A 23,450-nucleotide genomic window follows, 5' to 3' on the forward strand; every position below is an offset into this window, starting at 1 on the left:
GGAAGCAGCATGAGGGGTTTGGACCACACCACGAAGGGGCAGGGGACATGGCGCCGGTTGTACAGCCGGGTCGCGGATTTCGCGCGCGAGGAAGCCGGGACCGTGACGGTTGAAAGCGTCATCATCTTGCCGGTTATCCTGTTCGGGCTTCAGGCCACCTACGCCTATTTCGAAAGCTATCGGCACCAAAGCATGGCACTGAAGGCGAACTATGCGGTTGCCGACTATCTGTCCCGCATTCCGGCCTATGATCAGACTATGCTGGATGGGCTGGATGAGCTGTTTGAGTACATGACCCGCAGTTCCGAAAGCAGCTGGGTGCGCGTGACCGTGGTTGAATGTCGTGAAGACGTCGCGAAGTGCAACGACGAGACCCCGCGGAAGCTGCATATCCAGAACGATGCAACTCTGGCCAACTCGCATACGACAGACGGCAAGAACGCCTATAGCCGGGAAGCTATGCGAAACAAGCTCGCTCATCACATCCCGAAAATGTACAAAGGCGAGTTCCTGATCGTGGTGGAAACCTACGCGCAGTTCAGACCCACATTTGCCGGGCGCTGGACTGGCATCTATCGACCCGAGTTTGCGCATGTCACGGTCACCAGTCCCCGCGAATACGATTTCCTATGCTGGAAAGAAGTGGCATCCGATTGCCCGACATCATGATCTTCGTCCTGCAGTAATGCAGAGATAGACTGCGCCTCTGTGCATTTCTGAACGCATTGCTGTTCAGCTGCGCAAGTTGTGCGGACGGGCGCGGGCCTCTAGCTTCTAGACAGACACACAGTCAAGGAAGCGAGGTTCCCATGTCCATTCGCCCAGTTCTCTCTGCCGATCAATCCACGCCCACGCTGGAAGGGGCCGGGGTGCATTTGCATCGCGCCTTTGGATTTCACGACCCCAAGGCCTATGACCCCTTCCTGCTGTTTGATGATTTCCGCAATGACGACCCGCGCCTGTCCGAAAAGGGCTTCCCGTGGCACCCCCATCGCGGCATTGAGACCATTACCTATGTTCTAGCTGGCGAGGTCGAGCATGAGGACAGCCTAGGAAACACGGGCCGTTTGGGCGCGGGCGACATTCAGTGGATGACCGCCGGGTCTGGCATCATGCATCAGGAAATGCCCATCGCGAACACGAAGGGGCAGATGCACGGGTTCCAGCTGTGGGCCAACCTGCCGCGCGATCTGAAGATGACGGCGCCGAACTATCAGGATGTGCCTTCAGTCGAGATCCCGGTGATCGAGGAAGATGACGGCACCAAGGTGCGGGTGATCGTCGGCAATTTCTGGGGTCGCTCTGGCCCGGTCGATGGCATCGCGGCGGATCCGCTTTACCTGGATGTCAGCGTGCCCGCGGGCGTCACCAAGACCTTGCCGGTCGATACCCGTCGTCAGGCCTTTGCCTATGTGTTCGAAGGGGCAGGGGCGTTTGCCGACGCCGCTGCGCCTCAGGGCGTTCTGCTTGAGAAAGAGGTGATGGGCCAAGAGGTCAACATCCGCGATCTGTCCGGCAACCGCACCGTGATCCGCTTTGGCGCGGGCGACGAGGTGCGCGTGCAGGCGGGGCCCGAGGGGATCCGCTTCCTTCTGGTCGCGGGCGCGCCGATCCGTGAACCCGTCGCATGGCACGGACCGATCGTCATGAACACCAAGGACGAGCTGCGCCAAGCTATGAGCGACCTGCGCAACGGGACATTTATCAAGCCTGCGCATTAGACCAATGTCGCAATCAGTTTTGATTGCGTCGGTCATTGCATAAATCTGACGAATTGTTACAAGGGCAGGAACGCTGCCCTTTTTTACTGGTTCCATGTCCCGACTGCTCCGCCTTGTTGATCTCCCCCCGATCTGGTTGATCGCGATGGCCGCTGCGGCCTTCGGGGTGGATCGCGCTGTTCCGGGGCTCGGCTTTGATCTGGGCTGGACGCGCTGGCTGGGGAACGGACTGGTTGCGGTCGGGCTTGGGGTAATGGGTTTGGCCGTATGGGAATTCCTGCGTGCGCGCACCACAATCATCCCCCGACAAACCCCAACGGCTTTTCTGCAAAACGGCATCTACCGCATGACCCGCAACCCGATCTATCTGGGCGATGCGCTGGTTTTGGGCGGGCTGATCCTGCGCTGGGATGTGCTGCCTGCGCTGATCCTGGTGCCCATCTTCACAAGAATCATCACAAACCGCTTCATCATAGGAGAAGAGGAAGGACTGACCGCCATCTTTGGCGATGAGTTCAAAAACTGGTCCGCGACGGTACGTCGCTGGCTGTAAATTGCTGCAAAGCGGCATTGCGCCGCGACGTGCTGTCGCGTATTGAAATAAAATTGTCGCAATGATCGCTGAAACGATAGCTTCTTGCGCAGCGGATGCGTATAGAATGCGCCATGAAACCGCCGGGGCCGAGGGATGGACCCTCGTTCGGCACACGACGGGAGAAGGAAGAGACTGTGAAAATCGGTGTACCCAAGGAAGTATTTGAGGGCGAAAACCGGGTCGCAATGACACCGGAAAGCGCCAAGATGCTGCAAAAGCTGGGCTATGACTGCGTGATCGAAACCAAGGCGGGTGAAGCTGCCGGGTTCTCGGATGCGGTATATAAAGAAGCAGGTGTCGAGGTCGTAAAGACCGCAGCCGCGCTTTGGAAGGCTGCAGACATCATTGCGAAAGTGCGTCAGCCGAACGATACCGAGCTGAAGCGCCTGAGTGCGGACAAGACGCTGATCAGCTTCTTCAATCCGGGCGGCAACGAGGACGGGCTTGAGAAAGCCAAGAAGTCCGGCGCAAACGTGATCGCCATGGAAATGGTGCCGCGTATTTCGCGCGCGCAGAAAATGGACGCTCTGTCCTCGATGGCAAACATCGCTGGCTACCGTGCCGTGATCGAAGCCGGTAACAACTTCGGCCGCTTCTTCACCGGTCAGGTGACCGCCGCTGGTAAGGTTCCGCCTGCCAAAGTTCTGGTTGTCGGTGCTGGTGTGGCTGGTCTGGCCGCCATTGGCACCTCGACCTCGCTGGGCGCGATTACGTACGCATTCGACGTGCGCCCGGAAGTGGCCGAGCAGGTTGAATCGATGGGCGCCGAGTTCGTCTATCTGGACTTCGAAGAAGAACAGCAGGATGGTGCCGCCACCGGTGGGTATGCCGCTGTGTCCTCGCCGGAGTTCCGCGAAGCTCAGCTGGCCAAGTTCCGCGAACTGGCCCCCGAAGTTGACATCGTCATCACCACCGCGCTGATCCCCAACCGCGAAGCCCCGAAGCTTTGGCTGAAGGACATGATCGACGCGATGAAGCCGGGTTCGGTCATCGTTGACCTTGCGGCCGAAAAAGGCGGTAACGCTGAAGGCACTGTGATGGACGAGAAGGTCGTGACCGACAACGGCGTGACCATCATCGGTTATACCGACTTCCCGTCGCGCATGGCTGCTCAGTCGTCGTCGCTTTACGCCAACAACATCCGTCACATGATGGCTGACCTGACGCCGGAAAAAGACGGTGTGGTCAATCACAACATGGAAGACGACGTGATCCGTGGTGCCACTGTGACCCATCAGGGCGAGATCACCTTCCCGCCGCCCCCGCCGAAAGTGCAGGCCATCGCGGCCCAGCCGAAGGCAGAGGTCAAGGAACTGACGCCGGAAGAAATCAAAGCTCAGGAAGCAGCAGCGTTCAAAGCGCAGACCAAGCAGCAGGTGACCCTGCTGGGTGTCGGTGGTGCGTTGATGCTGCTGGCTGGCCTCTATGCGCCCGCCAGCTTCATGCAGCACTTCATCGTGTTCGTTCTGGCCGTGTTTGTGGGCTTCCAGGTGATCTGGAACGTAAGCCACTCGCTGCACACACCGCTGATGGCTGTCACCAACGCCATTTCGTCGATCATCATTCTGGGTGCACTCATGCAGATCGGATCGGGCTCGTTCCTGGTGATCCTGCTGGCCGCGGCCTCGGTCTTTATGGCCGGGATCAACATTTTCGGCGGCTTCCTTGTAACACGGCGCATGCTCGCCATGTTCCAGAAATCGTAAGGGGGTAGAGATCATGGAATTTGGTTTCACCACGGCTGCATATGTTGTTGCAGCAGTTCTGTTCATCCTCTCCCTTGGCGGTCTGTCGGGACAGGAAAGCGCGAAACGCGCGGTATGGTATGGCATTGTCGGCATGGCGCTGGCGGTTGCCGCAACCCTGATCGGCCCCGGCGCCGGTCTGTGGTGGCTGTCGATCCCGCTGATCGCTGCAGGCGGTGTCATTGGCTATCAGCTGGCTTCGAAGGTCGAGATGACCCAGATGCCGGAACTGGTGGCAGGCATGCACGCACTGGTCGGTCTGGCGGCTGTGTTCGTCGGCTTCAACGCCCACTTTGAGATTGGCAACGCCGCAGAAGCTTTGGCCATCGGCAAAGATGCCGTGAAAGAGCTGGGCAGCTTCGGTCAACTGATTGCCAAGAAATCGGCTGTCGAGATCAACATCCTGTTGGTTGAACTGTCGCTGGGCGTCTGGATCGGTGCCGTGACCTTCACCGGCTCGGTGATCGCTTATGGCAAACTGTCGGGCAAAGTGACCTCGTCGGCTGAAAAACTGCCGGGCGGTCACATGCTGAACGCTGGCGCGGCAGCGCTCTCGGTCATCTGCCTGATTTGGTACCTGAACACCGCATCCTTCCTGCCGCTGATCATTCTGACCGTGGCCGCTCTGTTCATCGGCTATCACCTGATCATGGGCATCGGCGGCGCCGACATGCCGGTGGTTGTGTCGATGCTGAACAGCTACTCGGGCTGGGCCGCGGCTGCCATTGGCTTCTCGCTGGGCAACGACCTTCTGATCGTTGTGGGCGCGCTGGTTGGCTCGTCGGGTGCGATCCTGTCCTACATCATGTGTAAGGCGATGAACCGTTCGTTCATCAGCGTTATTCTGGGCGGCTTTGGTGGCGGCTCGGACGGTCCTGCCATGGAAATCGAAGGCGAGCAGATCGCCATCGACGCCGATGGTGTGGCTGCTTCGCTTGAGGAAGCCGATAGCGTGGTCATCATCCCCGGCTACGGTATGGCTGTGGCGCAAGCCCAACAGAACGTGGCCGAGCTGACCCGTCGTCTGCGCGCCAAGGGCAAGAACGTCCGCTTCGCAATCCACCCGGTTGCAGGCCGTCTGCCCGGTCACATGAACGTGCTGCTGGCGGAAGCCAAAGTGCCGTACGACATCGTGCTGGAGATGGACGAGATCAACGACGACTTCCCGGAAACGGATGTTGCCATCGTCATCGGCTCGAACGACATCGTGAACCCGGCTGCACAAGACGACCCGAACAGCCCCATCGCCGGCATGCCGGTTCTGGAATGCTGGAAGGCCAAGCAGGTCTTCGTGTCGAAACGTGGTCAGGGTGCCGGTTACTCGGGCATCGAGAACCCGCTGTTCTTCAAAGAGAACACGCGCATGTTCTATGGCGACGCCAAACAGTCGCTGGATACGCTGCTGACACTGATCCAGTAAGACGCTCAAAATCACGTGAAGCGCCCCCGATCCGGGGGCGTTTTGCTTTTGTGCGGGGGGATTTCCTGTCACTGTTGGCGGGCGAACAGTAGGACATCCTGATGAACACGCCTGCACATCTGATCGTCGGCGCTGCCGCCTTCGGGCACGACCGCAAGACCATGTGGGCGGCAATCGGCGGCGGGGTCCTGCCCGATCTGTCGCTCTATCTTCTGGTGTTCTGGGCAATGGTCGTGCTGCAGATCCCAGAAAGTGTGATCTTCAACCAACTTTACTTCTCGGATGCGTGGCAAGGGATCTTTGCCGTCGACAATTCCTTCATTCTTTGGGGCGCGGTGCTGGGGCTGGGCCTCTATCTGACCTCGGGCGCGCTGACGGCCTTTGCCGGGTCGGGGCTGGTGCATATCGGATCGGATTTTCTGCTGCACCACGATGACGGGCGCGCGCATTTCTGGCCGCTCAGCGATTGGGTCTTTGAAAGCCCGTTCAGCTATTGGGACAGTGGGCACCACGCGCTGTGGATTGGCCCCGTTCTGGCGCTGGTCACCTTAGTCTGTGTGGTGGTCTTGTGGCGCAGACACGCACCTTTGGGATGGCGTCTGGCCTTCTTTGCCCTCTTGATGCTCGAGGTGAACACCCTGCGCAGCTGGGTTCTGTATTTCTGACAGGCAGGGCGGGGCTTAGAAATGCGAGTCCCATTGCGGGTGCGCGTCGTCAATCACAAGCGCATGGGTGTGGCGCCGGTGCCCTTTCAGATGCGGGTGGTCCAAGGGCAGGTTGTCATGGGTATGGGCGACCTCGATCGGGTCGTCGGCGGGCCAGACGCGCAGGGCAGTGCTGATCCCGATCAGGGCAAGCGTGGCGAGGCTCAGCAGGGCTGGCACGGTCCCGAATGCGGTCATAAGCCACCCCGACAGCGGGTAGGCCAGCAGCCAGCAGGCATGAGACAGCGCGAACTGCGCGGCAAAGATCGCCGGGCGGTCCTCGGCATGGGCCGACCGTGCCAGCAAGCGGCCTGAGGGCGTCAGGACGGTCGAATACCCCAGCCCGATCACGGCCCATGCGATCAGCAGAGCGGGCCAGCTGAGCCCTGAGGCCGCGACCAGTGCGCCGAGGCCGATGAGGGTGGCGGCCATCAGACCAGCGCCCCCCAGCATCAGCGGGCGTTCGGGCGTGACGTGAAGAATGCGGGGCAGGGCAATGGCCGCCAGCATGCTGCCCAGCCCGAAGGCAAACATCGTCCAGGCCAGGGCACTTTCCTGAAGTCCCAATTGGCTGCGCACCAAGACGACTGAATTCACCAATACCATCGCGCCTGCGCTCGACACCGCAAGGTTCAGCCCCAAGAGCCCACGCAGGCGCGGTGTCGCCAGATAGATGCGGATGCCCAGCGTTGTGCGGTCATAGAAACCCCGCGCGACGGCAGGCTTCGGGTCGGGCAGATGCACGGACATCACCATCAGGGCCGAGAACAGGAAGCCCAGCGTGGTGCCAAGAAACAAGCTGCTGTAGCTGGCAATGGTCAGGATCAGCGCGGCGACGGTGGGCGACAGGATGTTCTCCAGATCAAAGGCCAGTCGGGACAGGGACAGCGCTTTCGTGTACTGCTCTTCATCCGGCAAAACGTCCGGGATGGTGGCCTGAAACGTCGGCGTGAACGCGGCCGAGGCTGCTTGCAGCACGAAGATCAGCCCATAGACCTGCCACAGCGTCGTCGCAAACGGCAGGCAAAGCACCACGGACGCGCGGATCAGATCCAGCACGATCAACAGAACGCGCCGGTTCACCCGGTCCGCCATGGCGCTGGCAATCGGTGCCAACCCCACATAGGCGATCATTTTGATGGTGAAAATCGTGCCCAGAACCAGCGCGGCGTTTTCGCCGGCCAGATCGTAGGCCAGAAGCCCAAGCGCGACCGTCGCCAGCCCCGTGCCCATCAGGGCAACGACCTGTGCCAGAAACAGGTTGCGGTAGGTGCGGTTGCCAAGAACCTCGAACATCGGCGCCTCACAAATACCGGGTGATCGCTTTCAATTCCGCCACCGCAGCCGAGGTCTCGTCCCCCAAGCAATGATCCAGATGGTCATGGATCAATGCCTGTTTCGCGTTGCGAATGGCGCTCTCAACCGCTTGTAATTGCTGGGCAAGTTCGACGCAGGGGCGGCCTTGGTCGATCATCTCGATCACCGAGCGCAGATGTCCATCTGCGCGTTTCAAGCGGGCCGAGATTTTCGGGTGGCTGGCGTGGGTATGTGCGTGTTCCATACCAACATCGTATCCCCCCGGGGGGGATGAGGCAAGGGCACGTGTCGCGCCGCGATCCCGCACGCGCGATGGTTTCCCTTTCCACCGCCGATCCAAGCGCGTATGCGAGGGTATGACCCAAAATCGCGGCATAGCCCTTAAGCTCGGATCGGTAGCGTTCTTCATGTCCATGCAGGCCATGATCAAGGCCGCATCTGGTCACATTCCGCCCGGCGAGATCGTCTTTTTTCGCTCGGTCTTTGCCTTGCCGGTGATCGCCGCGTGGCTGGCATACGAAGGGCGCTTGCATTCAGCGCTGCGCACTCAGCAGTTGTGGGGCCATGTCAGCCGGGGCACGGTGGGCGTGATGGCGATGGGGCTGAACTTTACCGCTGTGGCCTATCTGTCGCTGCCGGACATTACAGCGATCCTTTATGCGTCGCCGATCATTACTGTGATCTTGGCGGCGATCGTGTTGGGCGAGCAGGTGCGCGCGGTGCGGATCGGGGCGGTGCTGGCAGGTCTGTTCGGCGTGCTGATCGTCATGTGGCCGCAGCTTCAGGGCTGGGGCGCGGGAGATGACCTGCGGGCCTTTGGGGCGATGCTGGCCTTAACCGCGGCCTGTTTCATTGCGGTCGCCAAGATCCTTGTGCGTAAGCTAGTGGGGGTGGACCCGCCCTCGACCGTGGTGATCTACGCCTCGTTCACGGCGATTGTTCTGTCGTTGCTGACCTTGCCCTTCGGCTGGGTCTGGCCCACCGGGCCGGAATTTGCGCTGCTTTTGGCGGCGGGGCTGGCCGGAGGTGTCGGGCAGCTGATGCTGACCACCGCCTATACCCATGCCGAGGCCTCGACGATTGCGCCGTTCGACTATTCCTCGATGATCTTTGCGCTGGCCTTCGGCTATCTCATCTTCGGAGATCTGCCGACCGCGCAAACCCTGCTCGGGGCGGGGATCGTCATTTCCGCCGGGTTGGTGATCATCTGGCGCGAGGCGCGTTTGGGCAAGGACCGTGCAAAATCCCGCGCGGCCCAGCCACCAAGCGGGTGATTGCCGATGGGCTGTTCTGCCTGCGGAAAATCACTGGAATTATTGGCGAAACTGACCTACTCTTGCCGCAAGACCTCGCACAAGACGGGGCCACAGGCAAAGGCACAGACTTCGGCACCAATAACCCGCAAAGGGACGGGCCGGATATAACGAGCGGTACAGGTAAATTGCAGGCGGTAGTTCATGACTGAAATGGTGTATGGCGCGGTCCCCGCACAAAGCGGCGACCCCATTCTTCCCCGTTGGTGGCGCACGATCGACAAGTGGTCGGTCTCGTGCATTTTGATCCTTTTCGGCATCGGCATTCTTCTTGGGTTGGCGGCTTCGCCCCCCTTGGCCGAGCGCAACGGGCTGGGCTATTTCCACTATGTCGAACGCCAGCTGATCTTCGGCATGGCCGCCCTGATCACCATGTTCGTCTTCACACTAATGACCCCGAAAATGGTGCGCCGTCTGGGCGTGCTTGGGTTCATCGTGGCGATGGTCGCGGTGATGCTGCTGCCGGTTCTGGGCACGGATTTCGGCAAAGGGGCAACACGCTGGTATTCGCTGGGCTTTGCCTCGGTCCAGCCGTCTGAATTTCTGAAGCCGGGCTTCGTGGTTGTCGCCGCATGGCTGATGGCCGCCAGCCAAGAGATCAACGGCCCACCCGGACGTGCGATGTCTGCCGGGCTGGTCACGGTGATTGTACTGTTTCTGGCGATGCAGCCGGACTTTGGCCAGTCGGCGCTGATCCTGTTTGGCTGGGGTGTGATGTATTTTCTGGCGGGTGCGCCCATTATGCTTCTGGTCGGTGCAGCCGGTCTGGTCGTTCTGGGCGGCACATTCGCCTATCACAACTCGCAACACTTCGCGCGCCGTATCGACGGCTTCCTGAACCCCGAGGTCGATCCGACCACCCAGTTGGGCTATGCCACCAACGCCATCCGCGAGGGCGGTTTCTTTGGTGTTGGCGTAGGCGAAGGGCAGGTGAAGTGGTCGCTACCTGACGCGCACACCGATTTCATCATCGCCGTCGCGGCCGAGGAATATGGGCTGCTACTGGTCCTGATCATCATCGCGCTTTACGCAACCATCGTGGTTCGCAGCTTCCTGCGTCTGATCCGTGAACGGAACACCTTCATCCGTCTGGCGGGCTCGGGCCTTGCGGCCATGTTCGGCGTGCAGGCGCTGATCAACATGGGCGTCGCGGTACGTCTTCTGCCTGCGAAAGGCATGACCTTGCCATTTGTCAGCTATGGCGGCTCGTCATTGATCGCCGGGGGTATTGCACTTGGCATGCTTTTGGCCTTTACCCGCACGCGGCCGCAGGGCCGGATGCAGGACGTATTTGCAAACAGGCAGGGCAGATGACAACAGACCAACCGCTTCTTGTGATCGCTGCCGGAGGCACCGGCGGCCACATGTTTCCCGCGCAAGCGCTGGCAGAAGCAATGCTGCGCAAAGGCTGGCGGGTGAAGCTGTCGACCGACGCACGCGGCGCGCGTTATACGGGCGGCTTTCCTCATGTGGTCGAGATCGAGCAAGTCTCGTCCGCCACCTTCCAGCGTGGCGGCATCGTGGCGAAGGCCGTTGTGCCGTTCCGCATCGGGGCAGGCGTGTTGGGTGCTGTCATGAAGATGCGCCGTGACCGTCCGAAAGCCGTTGTTGGCTTTGGTGGCTATCCGACCATTCCTGCCTTGGGGGCTGCGAAGCTTCTGAACCTGCCGCGTATGATCCACGAACAGAACGGCGTGCTTGGCCGGGTAAATACGATCTTCTCAACCCGCGTGAACCGCGTGGCCTGTGGCACATGGCCGACCGATCTACCGGACGGTGTCGAGGGCGTCTATACTGGCAACCCCGTCCGCGGAGCCGTCATGGCGCGTCAGGGCGCGGGCTATATCGCGCCCGGCGACTATCCCATGTCGATCCTTGTCATCGGTGGCTCGCAAGGCGCACGTGCGCTGTCCGATCATGTGCCTGCCGCGCTGGCCAGCCTGCCGGAGCATCTGCGCCGCCATATCTCGGTCAGCCATCAGGCGCGCGAGGAAGACATGGAGCGGGTGAGCGCGTTCTACGCAGACCACGGCATCCGCGCCGATGTGCAAAGCTTTTTCAACGATATTCCGCGTCGTATGTCCGAAGCCCAGCTTGTGATCAGCCGGGCCGGGGCCTCGTCCGTCGCGGATATCTCGGTCATTGGTCGCCCGTCGATCCTGATCCCGCTGCCCACTGCGACGGATGATCACCAAACCGCCAACGCGCGCGGATTGGTGGATGCAGGCGCCGCGATCTTGCTGCCCGAAAGCATGCTGACGCCGGACAGCCTGGCGGAACAGGTCGCGCTGGTGCTCGAGAACTCGGAAGGGGCCGAACAGATGGCCCGTGCCGCGCTGGCCCATGGCCGCCCCGACGCAACGGACGCGCTGGTCGCGCTGGTCGAAGAATTGGCCGCGCAGGCCTGAGAACTACACCTGAAGGATACATAGATGAACGCAGCAGCCACCAAGCTTCCCACCGAAATGGGCAAGATCCACTTTGTGGGCATTGGCGGGATCGGCATGTCCGGCATCGCCGAAGTGCTGCTGAACCATGGCTATCAGGTGCAGGGCTCGGACCTGAAAGAGACCAAGATCACCGACCGCCTGAAGGGGCTCGGGGCCGAGATCTTCATCGGTCAGCGCGCCGAAAACCTTGAGAATGCCGAAGTGGTTGTCATTTCGTCGGCCATCAAACCGGGCAACCCGGAGCTGGACACCGCCCGCGCCCGTGGACTTCCCGTTGTGCGCCGGGCCGAGATGCTGGCCGAACTGATGCGCCTGAAATCGAACATCGCCGTTGCGGGCACGCATGGCAAAACCACCACCACAACCATGGTGGCCGAGCTGCTGGTACATGGCCATATCGACCCGACCGTGATCAATGGCGGTATCATCCATGCCTATGGATCCAACGCGCGGATGGGGCAGGGCGAATGGATGGTGGTCGAGGCGGATGAAAGCGACGGCACCTTCAACCGTCTGCCCGCCACGATTGCCATCGTGACCAACATTGACCCAGAGCATATGGAGCACTGGGGCGACTTTGACACGCTGCGCCAAGGCTTCCTCGATTTCGTCTCGAATATCCCGTTCTACGGGCTGGCCGTCTGCTGCACCGACCACCCCGAAGTGCAGGCGCTGGTCGGCAAAGTCACCGACCGCCGCGTTGTGACCTATGGTTTCAACGCGCAGGCCGACGTGCGCGCCGTGAACCTGACCTATAAGGCAGGCGTTGCCCATTTCGACATCGAGCTGAACCACGAAGGCACCAAGATCGAAGGCTGCACCCTGCCGATGCCGGGGGATCACAACGTCTCGAACGCGCTGTCTGCGGTGGCGGTCTCGCGTCATCTGGGCATGAAACGTGACGAAATTCGCGCGGCGCTGGCCAGCTTTGGCGGTGTAAACCGTCGCTTCACCAAAGTGGGCGAGGTGAACGGCGTCACCATCATCGACGATTACGGCCACCACCCGGTGGAAATCGCCGCGGTCCTGAAAGCCGCCCGACAGGCGACCGAGGGCCGCGTGATCGCCGTCCACCAACCCCACCGCTACACCCGTCTGCATGACCTGTTCGAGGAATTCTGCGCCTGCTTCAACGAAGCAGACGTCGTTGGCATTGCCGAGGTCTTCGCCGCCGGGGAAGACCCGATCGAGGGCGCCTCGCGCGATGATCTGGTCGCAGGTCTTGTCCGCCACGGCCACCGTCACGCGATGGCAGTCGAAAGCGAAGACGCCTTGACGGCTCTGGTGAAAGAGCATGCCCAACCGGGCGACATGGTGGTCTGTCTTGGGGCTGGTACGATCAGCGCATGGGCGAACAACTTGCCGGCGCGCTTGGGGTAAGCGGGAACTATGCTGGCGGTCTACAAGATCCTCGTTTGGCCGCTGATTCTCGCCCCGTGGGCTGCGATTCCACTCTGCGGATTTCTTGCGTGGCGGGGGCGCTATGTCTGGGCCCTGTTGGTCGCAGTTGTCTTGTGCATTGGGCTATGGTTCGCGCACTACTCCCTTGTTTTCTATCTGGAAGGGGGGCGGATTGATGCAGGCCCGGCCTTCGTCCTCCACCTTGTATTGGACTATGCGTTTCGCGCCTTTGGAATCTGTGTCGTTGTGGTTTCTCTGATCTGGCTTTGGCGCATTCTGGGGCGTAACATGCGATCTCAACAATAGGCAGGCAGATATGGCAGCCCCACTAAAGCGAAACCTCGGACTTGGTCTTCTGACCATGTATGGCGTCGGCGTCATGGTCGGGGCGGGGATCTATGTGTTGGTGGGCGCTGTTGCCGCCGAGGCTGGGGTCTGGGCGCCGTTGGCCTTTCTTCTTGCGGGTTTGATCGCGGCTCCGTCAGCGCTCAGCTATGCGGAACTCAGCTCGCGTATTCCCGAAGCCTCGGGCGAGGCGGCCTATGTCGAGAAAGGCCTGAACAGCCACCTTCTAGCGATGTTGATCGGCTTGGCGATTGTGCTGGCGGGCACGGTGTCTGCGGCTGCGGTGTTGCGCGGCGGCGTTGGCTATTTGACCGCCTTGGTCGACATCCCAAGCGCATGGGCCATCATTGGCATCGGCGTTGCCCTGACTCTCGTCGCGCTTGTGGGCGTGTTGGAGAGCCTGTCTTTAGCCGCGATCTTCACGGTGATCGAAGTGCTGGGCCTGATTGCGGTGGTCTATGCCGGGTTCACCGCGCCGCCCGTTGCCGTGCTGACTGACCTGCCCGAGATCTATTGGCCCGGTGTCGCAGGTGCCGCCGCTTTGGCCTTCTTCGCCTTCATTGGGTTCGAGGACATGGTGAATATGGCGGAAGAGGCCAAAGACCCCACGCGCACCGTCCCCCGCGCCATTCTGATTGCCTTGGTCATCACGACCTTGCTCTATGCGCTGGTGTCCTACGCGGCTGTCCGTGCGGTCCCGGTGGATGCACTGGCAAGCTCGGGTCGGCCCTTGGTGCTGGTCTGGGAAAGCAGTTTTGCGGCCTCTCCTGCCGTGCTTGGCGGCATCGCCGTGATCGCCGCGCTGAACGGTGTGCTCGCGCAGATCGTCATGGCCGCGCGCGTGTTGTTCGGCCTCGGGCGGCGCGAAAAGCTGTTGTCATTCTTCTATCGCGCCCATCCCCGGTTCGGCACGCCCGCCTTGGCGACGGTGCTGCTGGGGGCAGGGGTGATCGGGGCCGCCTTGGCCTTGCCGGTGTCCGAGCTGGCGAATGTCACCTCGACCGTGTTGTTGATCGTGTTCGCCGTGGTGAACATCGCGCTGATTGCTTTGAAGCGCAAAAAGCCCGACGCGCCGTTCCGTACAGCCGTCTGGGTGCCGTGGCTGGGCCTGATCGGTGCCGTAGCGGCGCTGGCCGCGTCCTTCCTGACCGGAGCCACGCATTGAGCCCGTCTTTGATCGCAGGCGCGCTTTGGGCCATTTCCGCGACGATTGTCGCGCTGTTGCCGATGCGGAGGCAGTTCCCGCCGGGGGTCATCCTGCTGATTGCGGCGCCGTTTCTGGTTCTCTGGATTGGGGCCACCCATGGCTGGATCTGGGCAGTCCTCGGGCTGGCAGCTTTCCTGTCGATGTTTCGCCGCCCACTGTGGTTCTTCGCCCGAAAATGGACAGGACGCCTATGACGCTGTCGCTGATCCTCGCCTGCCTGTGGGCGGTTGTGGCGCAAGTAATTGCGCTGACACCGTCAAGGGATCACCATTGGCGGGTGGCTTACGTCTTGATCGCCGTGGGCATTCCGCTATTGGGGTACGTGATATACGAGAACGGCCCGTGGGTGGGGCTTGTGGTCTTGCTGGGCGCGATGTCGATCCTGCGCTGGCCAGTGATCTACCTGACCCGCTGGCTGCGAAAGAGGTGAGACATGGCCCGTCCTGATGAAATCGAAATTCGCGGCAGCTTGATGGCCGGCAGAGAGCTCGCCGGGCTGACATGGCTGCGCGTGGGTGGTCCTGCCGACTGGCTGTTCATGCCCGCAGACGAGGATGATCTGGCACATTTCCTGTCTGAACTGGACGCGGAGATCCCGGTCTTTCCGATGGGGGTCGGGTCGAACCTGATCGTGCGGGATGGCGGCATCCGGGGCGTGGTGATCCGTATGGGGCGTGGCTTCAACGGGGTCGAAATCGACGGCCAGACGGTGACGGCGGGTGTGGCCGCTCTGGACGCGCAAGTCGCCAAGAAAGCGGCTGCCGAGGGCGTGGACCTGACCTTCTTGCGCACGATTCCGGGGGCAATTGGCGGCGCGGTGCGCATGAATGCCGGCTGCTATGGCTCTTATATCGCTGACGTTTTTCAATCTGCAACCGCCATCACACGGGACGGGGAACGGGTGACGCTGACCGCCGATGACCTACAGTTCCAATATCGTCAAAGCGAGTTGCCGGACGGCTGGATTGTGACCAAAGCTGTCCTGAAAGGCCCCAACGGCGATCCCGACGAACTTGCCGCGCGGATGGAGGCCCAACTGGCCAAGCGCGACGAAACGCAGCCCACCAAGGACCGCACAGCCGGGTCCACCTTTCGCAATCCTGCAGGCTTTAGCTCGACGGGACGGAACGATGACAGCCACGAGCTGAAGGCCTGGAAGGTGATCGACGAGGCCGGAATGCGTGGCGCAACGCGGGGTGGGGCGCAGATGAACCAGATGCACTCGAATTTCCTGACCAACACGGGCGACGCCACCGCTGCCGACCTTGAAGGACTGGGTGAAGAGGTCAGAAAAAAGGTTTACGAACACAGTGGCATAGAGCTACAATGGGAAATCAAGCGCGTAGGCGAACCGGCGGCAGAATAAACCGGGCGTAGCACGCGGAAATGACGGCCAAAAAGGCCGGAAATTGAGGGGTCGGGCAGGCCCTGAAAACCGAAAAACAGACGCAGAAAACTGCGCGATATCTCGGTTCGGGGCGGTACGCCTCATGACAGACACCGTGGTCACACGGGATTGGCGCCGGAAACGGCAGAGCATTTTGGTCGCAGTGCGGCCGGGTACGAGGCATTACAGGCATGTCGGGTTCATCCGTCAGCAAAGTTGTGGTTTTGATGGGCGGTCCATCGGCCGAGCGCGAGGTATCGCTGAGCTCGGGCGAGGAATGCGCCAAAGCGCTGGCGGGCGAGGGCTTTGACGTCGTGAAGATCGACGCGGGCCCTGATCTGGCCGAGCGCCTGAAAGCCGAAGCGCCTGATGTTGTTTTCAACGCGCTGCATGGCCGTTGGGGCGAAGATGGCTGTGTACAGGGCCTCTTGGAGTGGCTGCAAATCCCTTACACCCATTCGGGCGTGTTGGCGTCCTCGCTCGCGATGGATAAAGAGCGCGCCAAGGACACGTTCCGCGCGGCCGGTCTTCCCGTTGTGGCCAGTGTTCTGGCCGATAAGGACGAGGTGCAGATCCGTCACGTGATGGAGCCGCCATATGTGGTGAAGCCTTACAACGAAGGCAGCTCGGTCGGGATCTACATCGTGCAAGAGGGCGCGAATACGCCGCCGAAGCTGGCCGAGAGCATGCCCGACACGGTGATGGTGGAAACCTATGCGCCGGGGCGCGAGCTGACGACCACTGTGATGGGCGACCGCGCGCTTGGCGTGACGGATATCATCACAGATGGCTGGTATGATTACGACGCGAAATACGCCGAGGGCGGATCGCGCCACGAAATCCCCGCCAACATCCCCGCAGACATTGAAGCTGCGTGCCTCGACTATGCTCTGCGCGCGCATGACGCTTTGGGCTGTCGCGGTGTCAGCCGCACCGATTTCCGCTGGGACGAAGCTCGCGGTCTGGACGGGCTGATCATTCTGGAAACCAACACGCAGCCGGGCATGACGCCGACCTCTCTGGCGCCCGAACAGGGCGCGCATCAGGGGATGAGCTTCGGCCAGTTCTGCAAATGGATGGTGGAGGACGCATCGTGCAACCGATGACCGCCCCCCAACAGGACAAGACCGACACGCAGCGCCGCGACCCGGCGCCCTCGCGCCTTGCCTATAAGGCCCATCGCCTGTGGCTGACCCCGGTCTTCCGCGCCTTTCTGCGTGTGGGCCTGCCGGTCTTTGCAATCCTGATGGCGACGGGTTGGTACCTGTCCAACCCGACCAACCGCGATGCAATCGGCGAGAAGCTGACCAATGTGAAGCGCTCGGTGCAGGAGCGGCCCGAGTTCATGGTCAAGCTGATGGCCGTTGAAGGTGCGACACCCGTTGTCGACAGTGCGGTGCGTCAGATCCTGCCCATCGACTTCCCGATTTCCAGCTTCGATCTGGATCTGGACCGCATGCGGACCGAGATCATGAAACTGGACGTGATCGAGGATGCCGATCTGCGCATCCGTCCGGGCGGCGTGCTGGAAGTGGCGTTGACCGAACGCCAGCCGGTCATCCTGTGGCGCCATAGCGGTGTCATCGACATGCTGGACGCCAGCGGTCATCGCGTGGCAAGCCTGCTGGATCGTGCGGCGCGGTCTGATCTGCCGTTGATCACCGGGAAGGGCGCGGCCGACGCCGTGCCCGAAGCACGCGCCATTCTGGATACCGCTGCCCCCCTGCGCGGCGAGCTGCGCGGGTTGATCCGTGTGGGCGAACGTCGCTGGGATGTCGTATTGAAAAGCGACCAGCGTATTCAGCTGCCGTCTGACAACCCCGTGGCCGCATTGGAGCAAGTGATTGCCCTGCACCAGGCGCAAGACCTGTTTGGCCGCGACCTGAGCGTAATTGATATGAGAAATCCCCAGCGCCCCACGCTGCGTCTTGGCGCCACCGCCATGCACGAGCTGCGCCGCCTGAAAGGGGTTCAGATTGAAGAGGTTTCCCAATGACCGATATTTACAGCCAGCAACGTGCCATGCGGGCCATGCGCGAAGCCGCCATGCAACGCGGCGTGATTGCCATTCTGGATATCGGCAGCGCAAAAGTGGGCTGTCTGGTCCTGCGCTTTGATGGGCCCGAGCAGTTCCGTGATAGCGATGGGGTAGGGTCCTTGGCAGGGCAGAGCGCCTTTCGCGTGATCGGCGCCGCGACGACCCGCTCGCGCGGGGTGCGCTTTGGCGAAATCGACGCCATGGCCGAGACCGAGCGCGCCATTCGTACCGCCGTGCAAGCGGCGCAGAAGATGGCCAACCTGCGGGTGGACCATGTGATTGCCTGTTTCTCGGGCGCCAACCCGCGCAGTTATGGGCTGGACGGGGCGGTGGACATTGATGGGCGTGCCGTAGCCGAAGACGATGTGGCCCGCGTGTTGGCGGCCTGTGACATGCCCGACATTGGCGACGGGCGCGAAGTGCTGCACGCGCAGCCGGTGAACTTTGCGCTTGATCACCGTTCGGGCCTTGCGGATCCGCGGGGGCAGATCGGCAACCGTCTGGCGGTGGATTTGCATGTGCTGACCGTCGATTCAGCGGTCATTCAGAACTTGCTCTATTGTATCAAGCGCTGTGATCTCGAGGTCGCAGGGCTGGCAAGCTCGGCCTATGTGTCCGGGATTTCGGCGCTGGTCGAGGATGAACAGGAACTTGGCGCGGCCTGTATCGATTTAGGTGGTGGTTCAACTGGCATCTCTATCTTCATGAAAAAGCACATGATTTATGCTGACAGCGTACGTCTGGGCGGGGATCATGTGACCTCGGACATCTCAAAAGGGCTTCATGTCCCCCTGTCGACCGCCGAGCGGATCAAATCCTTCTATGGCGGCGTCATTGCCACTGGCATGGATGATCGCGAAATGATCGAGATCGGTGGCGACACCGGCGACTGGGAACATGACCGCCGCACCGTCAGCCGGGCCGAGCTGATCGGCATCATGCGTCCGCGCGTCGAAGAAATTCTGGAAGAGGTGCGGATGCGCCTTGATGCGGCCGGGTTTGACCATCTGCCAAGCCAGTCCATCGTGTTGACCGGCGGCGGCAGTCAGATCCCGGGATTGGACAGCTTAGCCCCGAAAATTCTGGGTCAGAATGTGCGCCTTGGACGCCCGCTTCGGGTGCAGGGCTTGCCGCAGGCGGCGACCGGACCGGGCTTTGCCTCGGCCGTGGGGCTGTGCCTCTTTGCAGCCCACCCGCAGGACGAATGGTGGGATTTCGAAATGCCAGCCGAGACCTATCCGGCGCGCAGTTTCCGCCGGGCGTTCAAGTGGTTCAAGGACAATTGGTGAGTCTCGCGCCGCACCGCAACATGCTGTGTCTTCGGCGAAATCCTGCTTAAATCCTTCATATTTCCTCAATATTTTGCGGTGAATCGCGCCTTTAGGGCGTGACGAACCCTGCAGTTTTGAGGTAATATGGAAAAAAAGAGGCAGTCACCGACGATTCAGTCGGGATAACAACATACCAGCCGCCTTCGGGGCACATCGAAGCGGCGCAGACCTATACAGGCGGAAAAACCATGACTTTGAACCTTACCATGCCCGGTCAGGAAGAGTTGAAACCTCGTATCACAGTGTTTGGCGTAGGCGGTGCTGGAGGCAACGCCGTCAACAACATGATCGAGAAAGAACTCGAGGGCGTAGAATTTGTCGTAGCAAACACCGACGCGCAGGCGCTTCAGCACTCGCGCGCAGCGGACCGCATCCAGATGGGTGTGAAGGTCACCGAAGGTCTGGGCGCAGGTGCCCGTGCCACGGTAGGCGCAGCCGCGGCGGAAGAAAGCATTGAACAGATCGTAGACCATCTGGCGGGCGCACATATGTGCTTCATCACCGCTGGTATGGGCGGCGGCACCGGCACCGGTGCAGCCCCGATCATCGCACAGGCCGCCCGTGAGCTGGGCGTGCTGACTGTGGGTGTTGTCACCAAACCCTTCCAGTTCGAAGGCGCCAAGCGCATGAAGCAGGCGGAAGACGGTGTCGAAGCCCTGCAGAAAATGGTCGATACGCTGATCATTATTCCGAACCAGAACCTGTTCCGTCTGGCGAACGAGAAGACGACCTTCACCGAGGCGTTCTCGATGGCAGATGACGTTCTGTATCAAGGTGTTAAGGGTGTAACGGACCTGATGGTTCGTCCCGGCCTGATCAACCTCGACTTCGCGGACGTGCGTGCCGTAATGGACGAGATGGGCAAGGCGATGATGGGCACCGGCGAAAGCACCGGCGAAGATCGCGCGGTTCAAGCGGCCGAGAAAGCCATCGCCAACCCGCTTCTGGACGAAATCAGCCTGCGTGGCGCGAAAGGTGTGTTGATCAACATCACCGGTGGCTACGACCTGACCCTGTTCGAACTGGACGAAGCCGCAAACCGTATCCGCGAGGAAGTCGATCCCGAGGCCAACATCATCGTTGGTTCGACGCTGGATGACAGCCTGGATGGCGCCATGCGCGTGTCCGTTGTAGCCACCGGCATCGATGCCTCGGAAGTTCCGCTGGACATCCCGGTACCGCGTCGCACGCTGGCCCAGCCGCTGCAGTCGCCGATCGAAGTTGAGCAGAAGATGGAAGCGGAAGCACCCGCTGCTGTTGCTGCCGCAGCCGAGATCGACGCCGCGCCTGTGCAAGCTGAAGCACCCGCGCCGATGACAGAAGAAGTTGCAGAAGCTCCTGCTGAACCGTCGCTTTTCGGCGATATGGAACAACCGGCGGAAGCCGCTGCTCCGACTGAACCTGAGTTCGACAATAGCTTCCCAGCTGAAACCGCTGGTGGCGATGTGCCACCGCCGGTCTATCAGCCGCGCGAAGAAGAGGCCGTGGATCCCCGCTTTGTCGAGGAACCCGCTGTGGCTCAGTTCGTGGCACCCAAACCGGCCGCACCCGGCACCCCATCGCCCGAGGCGATGGCGCGCTTGCAAGCTGCCGTGCAGAACCAGCCGCGCGCGGGTCAACCGGCCCAACCGGCCGCGCCCGCACAGCCCGCTGCCGCGCCGCAGGAAAAAGCCCGCTTTGGCATCAACTCGCTGATCAACCGCATGACCGGTTCGGGCGCTGCAGATGGCACAGCCCGCTCGCAGCCTCCGGTACAAAGCGAACAGCCGGTTCAGCATCAGGCCCCCGCCGCTGATCCCGAGCAAGACAAGGTCGAGATCCCTGCGTTCCTGCGCCGTCAGGCCAACTAAGACCCGGGTAAAACCTTTGGAAAAACAGACCGCTGCGCAGCAATGCGCGGCGGTTTTTTGGTGCCGATGGTGCGGACACGGCAGAGTGCGGGCGTCCTGTTAACCTTCACTTATGTTACATTTGCGAAATACCGCCGGGTTTGGCGGGGGACGTGATCCCTATGGTGGCGCGTTTCGAGGCTGAAATATGACTTTAAAATCATCATCTTGTGGGGCGATTTCGCTGTGTGCGCGGTTTTTCGCGCAGGTTACAGATCATGTTACAAACCGTTACAGATGTTTGAATTGTGATTAACCCCTCAGGGGATTACCCACAGTGCCACCAGTCAACGCGACTGGTGCGCACCCGTTCCGGGCAAGATCGCAACAAGCCGCGAATGAGAGGTTTGATCTTGTCCAAGCACCGCCAGAATGGTGGTCAGGGCAGAATGGTTGGGCCGGCCCCGTGATTACTCCACACGGGGGCGGACGACCCAACCAGACGAGGCACCTGATCAGGGATGCGCCAAAACACTTTCGCGGGGCCGCCAGACAAACGGGCAGGGCACCGCACCCGAACCGAGGCAACGAAAGAGGCGTCACGTGCAGACCACTGTAGCCAGCACAGTCAGTTTCAATGGTACCGGATTGCACTCCGGCCGCCCGGTTCGCATGAAGGTTCAACCTGCCTCGGCTGAATATGGCATCTGGTTCAAGCGCACAGACGTGGAAGATCGGGACAACCTGATTTCGGTCCACTGGGCCTCGGGCGTGCCGTCGCCCCTATGCACCGTGATCCGGAACGAGGCTGGCGTTGAAGTGCGCACCATCGAGCACATCATGGCGGCCCTCGCAGGCTGTGGTATCCACAACGCGTTGATCGAGATCGACGGCCCCGAAGTGCCGATTATGGACGGAAGCTCGGCCCGGTTTGTAGATGGGCTGATCAAGGCCGGTCAGCGCGAACTGGCGGCGCCGGTGCGTGTGATCGAGGTGCTGAAGCCTGTGGAATACCGCGATGGCGAGGCCTGGGCACGGCTGGAGCCGTCGGATGGGTTCCAGATCGACTTCCATATTTCATTTCCCGACGCCGCCATCGGCACGCAAGAGATGAGCTTGGACATGTCCAACGGCAATTTCGTGCGTGAGCTTTCGGATTGCCGGACCTTCTGCCGTCAGGCGGATGTAGACGCGATGCACAAGGCTGGACTGGCCCTTGGTGGCACCTATGAGAACGCGGTCGTTGTCGATGGCGATCAGGTTCTGTCGCCCGGTGGTCTGCGCCGCGACGACGAAGCTGTACGTCACAAGATGCTGGATGCTCTGGGCGATCTGGCCCTTGCAGGCGCCCCGCTGCGCGCCCGCTATGTCGGCCATCGTGCCGGACATGCCATGACCAACAAGCTGCTGCGCACCCTGTTCGACACCCCCGGCGCGTGGCGTCTGGTGGAATGCTATGGTCAGGATGCGCGCAAGCTGCCCGGTGTTGGCGTGTGCCGCTCCGACCTGCCGATGACGGCCTGATCGGCCCCCTTGGTGACCTCGCGAACTGGCGACGCCAACGGCTGTGGTCATAGATCATCAGCGGAAAGCCGTCGCTTTCAGATAAACTCTTCCAACATCGCTGAATTTTGCTGTGCAAACCATTTTGCCTACAAAATTTCTGTGCTAGGACTCGCTGGAAGATGTCGGAATTATTCTATCGACAGAAAACAGTTGGGGTAGCACCGGTTATGATCCGCGTGAAATTGGGCAAATCCGTTAGTATTGCACTGGTATCCGGCTTGGTTTTGACAGGCTGTGGCGGTGGCTCGGGCAGCTTGGGATTCGGAAGCTTGGGATTCGGCGGCGACGGGACCGGCGGCGGCATTTTTGGCTCTCGCATCGAAAAACGCCCGATCGATCAGTGGAGCGCCGAAGAAATCTTCAAGCGCGGTGAATACGATCTTGAAGCGGGCGATCCGTCCGAAGCAGCCAAATGGTTTGGCGAGGTCGAGCGCCTCTATCCCTATTCGGAATGGGCGAAGCGCGCGCTGATCATGCAGGCGTTCTCGCATCACAAAGACCGGGAATACGAACTGGCCCGCTCGACGGCACAGCGCTATATCGACACCTATCCGGGTGACGAAGACGCGGCCTATGCACAGTATATTCTGGCCATCAGCTATTACGACCAGATCGATCTGATCGGGCGCGACCAGGGTCTGACCTATCAAGCGCTGCAGGCCTTGCGCACCGTGATCGAGCGGTACCCCGACACGGAATACGCCAAATCCGCGATCTTGAAATTTGACCTGGCCTTCGACCATCTGGCGGCCAAGGAAATGGAGATCGGGCGCTACTATCTGAAACGCAAGCACTATGCGGCCTCAATCAACCGCTTCCGCGTCGTGGTCGAGCAGTTCCAGACCACCACACATGTGGCCGAAGCCTTGCACCGCTTGGTCGAAGCCTATCTGTCGCTGGGGCTGGAGAGCGAAGCCCAAACGGCCGGCGCAATTTTGGGTCACAACTTCCAATCGACCGATTGGTATGAAGACAGTTATCGTCTGCTGACCAGTCGCGGGTTGAAGCCGGAAGCCAAGGGCAACAGCTGGCTGCGTCAGGTCTATCGCCAGATGATCAAGGGCGAATGGCTCTGATCGGG

General features: G+C 61.1%; 22 protein-coding genes. 20 read left to right on the plus strand and 2 right to left on the minus strand.

Features of this window, described 5'->3' with window-relative positions; translation table 11 throughout:
• Window positions 1–9 precede the first annotated feature (9 nt).
• The 6 genes from EOL43_RS09930 to EOL43_RS09955 all read left to right on the plus strand — a co-directional run bounded on the left by EOL43_RS09930 (window position 10) and on the right by EOL43_RS09955 (window position 6,146).
• A complete protein-coding gene (locus EOL43_RS09930) occupies window positions 10–669 on the plus strand; it encodes a TadE/TadG family type IV pilus assembly protein (protein WP_133488083.1) in 660 nt (219 codons plus the stop codon).
• Between the two features lie 140 nt (window positions 670–809).
• Window positions 810–1,721, plus strand: coding sequence for a pirin family protein (locus EOL43_RS09935; protein ID WP_133488085.1), 912 nt, complete (start codon window positions 810–812; stop codon window positions 1,719–1,721).
• A 94-nt stretch (window positions 1,722–1,815) separates the two neighbouring features.
• Complete coding sequence (locus EOL43_RS09940; RefSeq protein WP_133488087.1) at window positions 1,816–2,274, plus strand: methyltransferase family protein; 459 nt, start codon at window positions 1,816–1,818, stop codon at window positions 2,272–2,274.
• 176 nt (window positions 2,275–2,450) lie between these two features.
• Complete coding sequence (locus EOL43_RS09945) at window positions 2,451–4,022, plus strand: Re/Si-specific NAD(P)(+) transhydrogenase subunit alpha (protein ID WP_133488089.1); 1,572 nt, start codon at window positions 2,451–2,453, stop codon at window positions 4,020–4,022.
• Between the two features lie 13 nt (window positions 4,023–4,035).
• Window positions 4,036–5,481 (plus strand): NAD(P)(+) transhydrogenase (Re/Si-specific) subunit beta, encoded by a 1,446-nt coding sequence (locus tag EOL43_RS09950; RefSeq protein WP_133488091.1) that lies wholly within the window; start codon window positions 4,036–4,038, stop codon window positions 5,479–5,481.
• Window positions 5,482–5,582: 101 nt separating this feature from the next.
• Complete coding sequence (locus tag EOL43_RS09955) at window positions 5,583–6,146, plus strand: cobalamin biosynthesis protein CobQ (protein ID WP_133488093.1); 564 nt, start codon at window positions 5,583–5,585, stop codon at window positions 6,144–6,146.
• Window positions 6,147–6,161: 15 nt separating this feature from the next.
• On the opposite strand, the gene EOL43_RS09960 is transcribed toward EOL43_RS09955, so the two are convergent.
• Entirely contained in the window at window positions 6,162–7,481 is a 1,320-nt protein-coding gene (locus EOL43_RS09960; protein WP_133488095.1) for an MFS transporter, read from the minus strand.
• Between the two features lie 7 nt (window positions 7,482–7,488).
• Window positions 7,489–7,746, minus strand: a complete 258-nt coding sequence (locus EOL43_RS09965; RefSeq protein ID WP_133488097.1) for a metal-sensing transcriptional repressor — start codon at window positions 7,744–7,746, stop codon at window positions 7,489–7,491.
• Between the two features lie 112 nt (window positions 7,747–7,858).
• Between EOL43_RS09965 and EOL43_RS09970 the strand changes: the two genes are divergently transcribed.
• The 14 genes from EOL43_RS09970 to EOL43_RS10035 all read left to right on the plus strand — a co-directional run bounded on the left by EOL43_RS09970 (window position 7,859) and on the right by EOL43_RS10035 (window position 23,445).
• On the plus strand, window positions 7,859–8,776 hold the full coding sequence (locus EOL43_RS09970) for a DMT family transporter (protein ID WP_133488099.1): 918 nt from the start codon (window positions 7,859–7,861) through the stop codon (window positions 8,774–8,776).
• 183 nt (window positions 8,777–8,959) lie between these two features.
• Window positions 8,960–10,129 carry a putative lipid II flippase FtsW gene (ftsW, locus tag EOL43_RS09975; protein ID WP_133488101.1) on the plus strand — a complete coding sequence of 390 codons (1,170 nt, stop codon included), beginning with the start codon at window positions 8,960–8,962 and terminating at the stop codon, window positions 10,127–10,129.
• The gene (gene murG / locus EOL43_RS09980; protein ID WP_133488103.1) at window positions 10,126–11,223 is read left to right on the plus strand and encodes an undecaprenyldiphospho-muramoylpentapeptide beta-N-acetylglucosaminyltransferase; all 1,098 of its coding nucleotides are present in this window, start codon (window positions 10,126–10,128) and stop codon (window positions 11,221–11,223) included. The genes ftsW and murG overlap by 4 nt, the downstream gene beginning before the upstream one ends.
• A gap of 24 nt (window positions 11,224–11,247) precedes the next feature.
• A complete protein-coding gene (murC, locus tag EOL43_RS09985; RefSeq protein WP_133488105.1) occupies window positions 11,248–12,645 on the plus strand; it encodes a UDP-N-acetylmuramate--L-alanine ligase in 1,398 nt (465 codons plus the stop codon).
• Between the two features lie 337 nt (window positions 12,646–12,982).
• On the plus strand, window positions 12,983–14,176 hold the full coding sequence (locus tag EOL43_RS09990) for an APC family permease (RefSeq protein ID WP_133488107.1): 1,194 nt from the start codon (window positions 12,983–12,985) through the stop codon (window positions 14,174–14,176).
• Complete coding sequence (locus EOL43_RS09995; RefSeq protein ID WP_133488109.1) at window positions 14,173–14,412, plus strand: DUF2484 family protein; 240 nt, start codon at window positions 14,173–14,175, stop codon at window positions 14,410–14,412. The genes EOL43_RS09990 and EOL43_RS09995 overlap by 4 nt, the downstream gene beginning before the upstream one ends.
• Window positions 14,409–14,648: a DUF2484 family protein gene (locus EOL43_RS10000; protein WP_133488111.1), complete on the plus strand. Its 240-nt coding sequence runs from the start codon at window positions 14,409–14,411 to the stop codon at window positions 14,646–14,648. Before EOL43_RS09995 ends, EOL43_RS10000 begins: the two co-directional genes overlap by 4 nt.
• Before the next feature lie 3 nt (window positions 14,649–14,651).
• On the plus strand, window positions 14,652–15,584 hold the full coding sequence (murB, locus tag EOL43_RS10005) for a UDP-N-acetylmuramate dehydrogenase (RefSeq protein WP_133488113.1): 933 nt from the start codon (window positions 14,652–14,654) through the stop codon (window positions 15,582–15,584).
• Between the two features lie 212 nt (window positions 15,585–15,796).
• A complete protein-coding gene (locus tag EOL43_RS10010; protein WP_133488115.1) occupies window positions 15,797–16,711 on the plus strand; it encodes a D-alanine--D-alanine ligase in 915 nt (304 codons plus the stop codon).
• Window positions 16,708–17,601, plus strand: coding sequence for a cell division protein FtsQ/DivIB (locus tag EOL43_RS10015; protein ID WP_133488117.1), 894 nt, complete (start codon window positions 16,708–16,710; stop codon window positions 17,599–17,601). The genes EOL43_RS10010 and EOL43_RS10015 overlap by 4 nt, the downstream gene beginning before the upstream one ends.
• On the plus strand, window positions 17,598–18,932 hold the full coding sequence (gene ftsA / locus EOL43_RS10020; RefSeq protein WP_133488119.1) for a cell division protein FtsA: 1,335 nt from the start codon (window positions 17,598–17,600) through the stop codon (window positions 18,930–18,932). Before EOL43_RS10015 ends, ftsA begins: the two co-directional genes overlap by 4 nt.
• A gap of 230 nt (window positions 18,933–19,162) precedes the next feature.
• On the plus strand, window positions 19,163–20,824 hold the full coding sequence (gene ftsZ / locus EOL43_RS10025) for a cell division protein FtsZ (protein ID WP_133488121.1): 1,662 nt from the start codon (window positions 19,163–19,165) through the stop codon (window positions 20,822–20,824).
• A 582-nt stretch (window positions 20,825–21,406) separates the two neighbouring features.
• Window positions 21,407–22,327: a UDP-3-O-acyl-N-acetylglucosamine deacetylase gene (gene lpxC / locus EOL43_RS10030; RefSeq protein ID WP_133488123.1), complete on the plus strand. Its 921-nt coding sequence runs from the start codon at window positions 21,407–21,409 to the stop codon at window positions 22,325–22,327.
• 209 nt (window positions 22,328–22,536) lie between these two features.
• Complete coding sequence (locus tag EOL43_RS10035) at window positions 22,537–23,445, plus strand: outer membrane protein assembly factor BamD (RefSeq protein ID WP_133488125.1); 909 nt, start codon at window positions 22,537–22,539, stop codon at window positions 23,443–23,445.
• Window positions 23,446–23,450 lie beyond the last annotated feature (5 nt).

The organism is Aliiroseovarius marinus (assembly GCF_004360145.1).
Taxonomy (GTDB): Bacteria; Pseudomonadota; Alphaproteobacteria; order Rhodobacterales; family Rhodobacteraceae; genus Aliiroseovarius; species Aliiroseovarius marinus.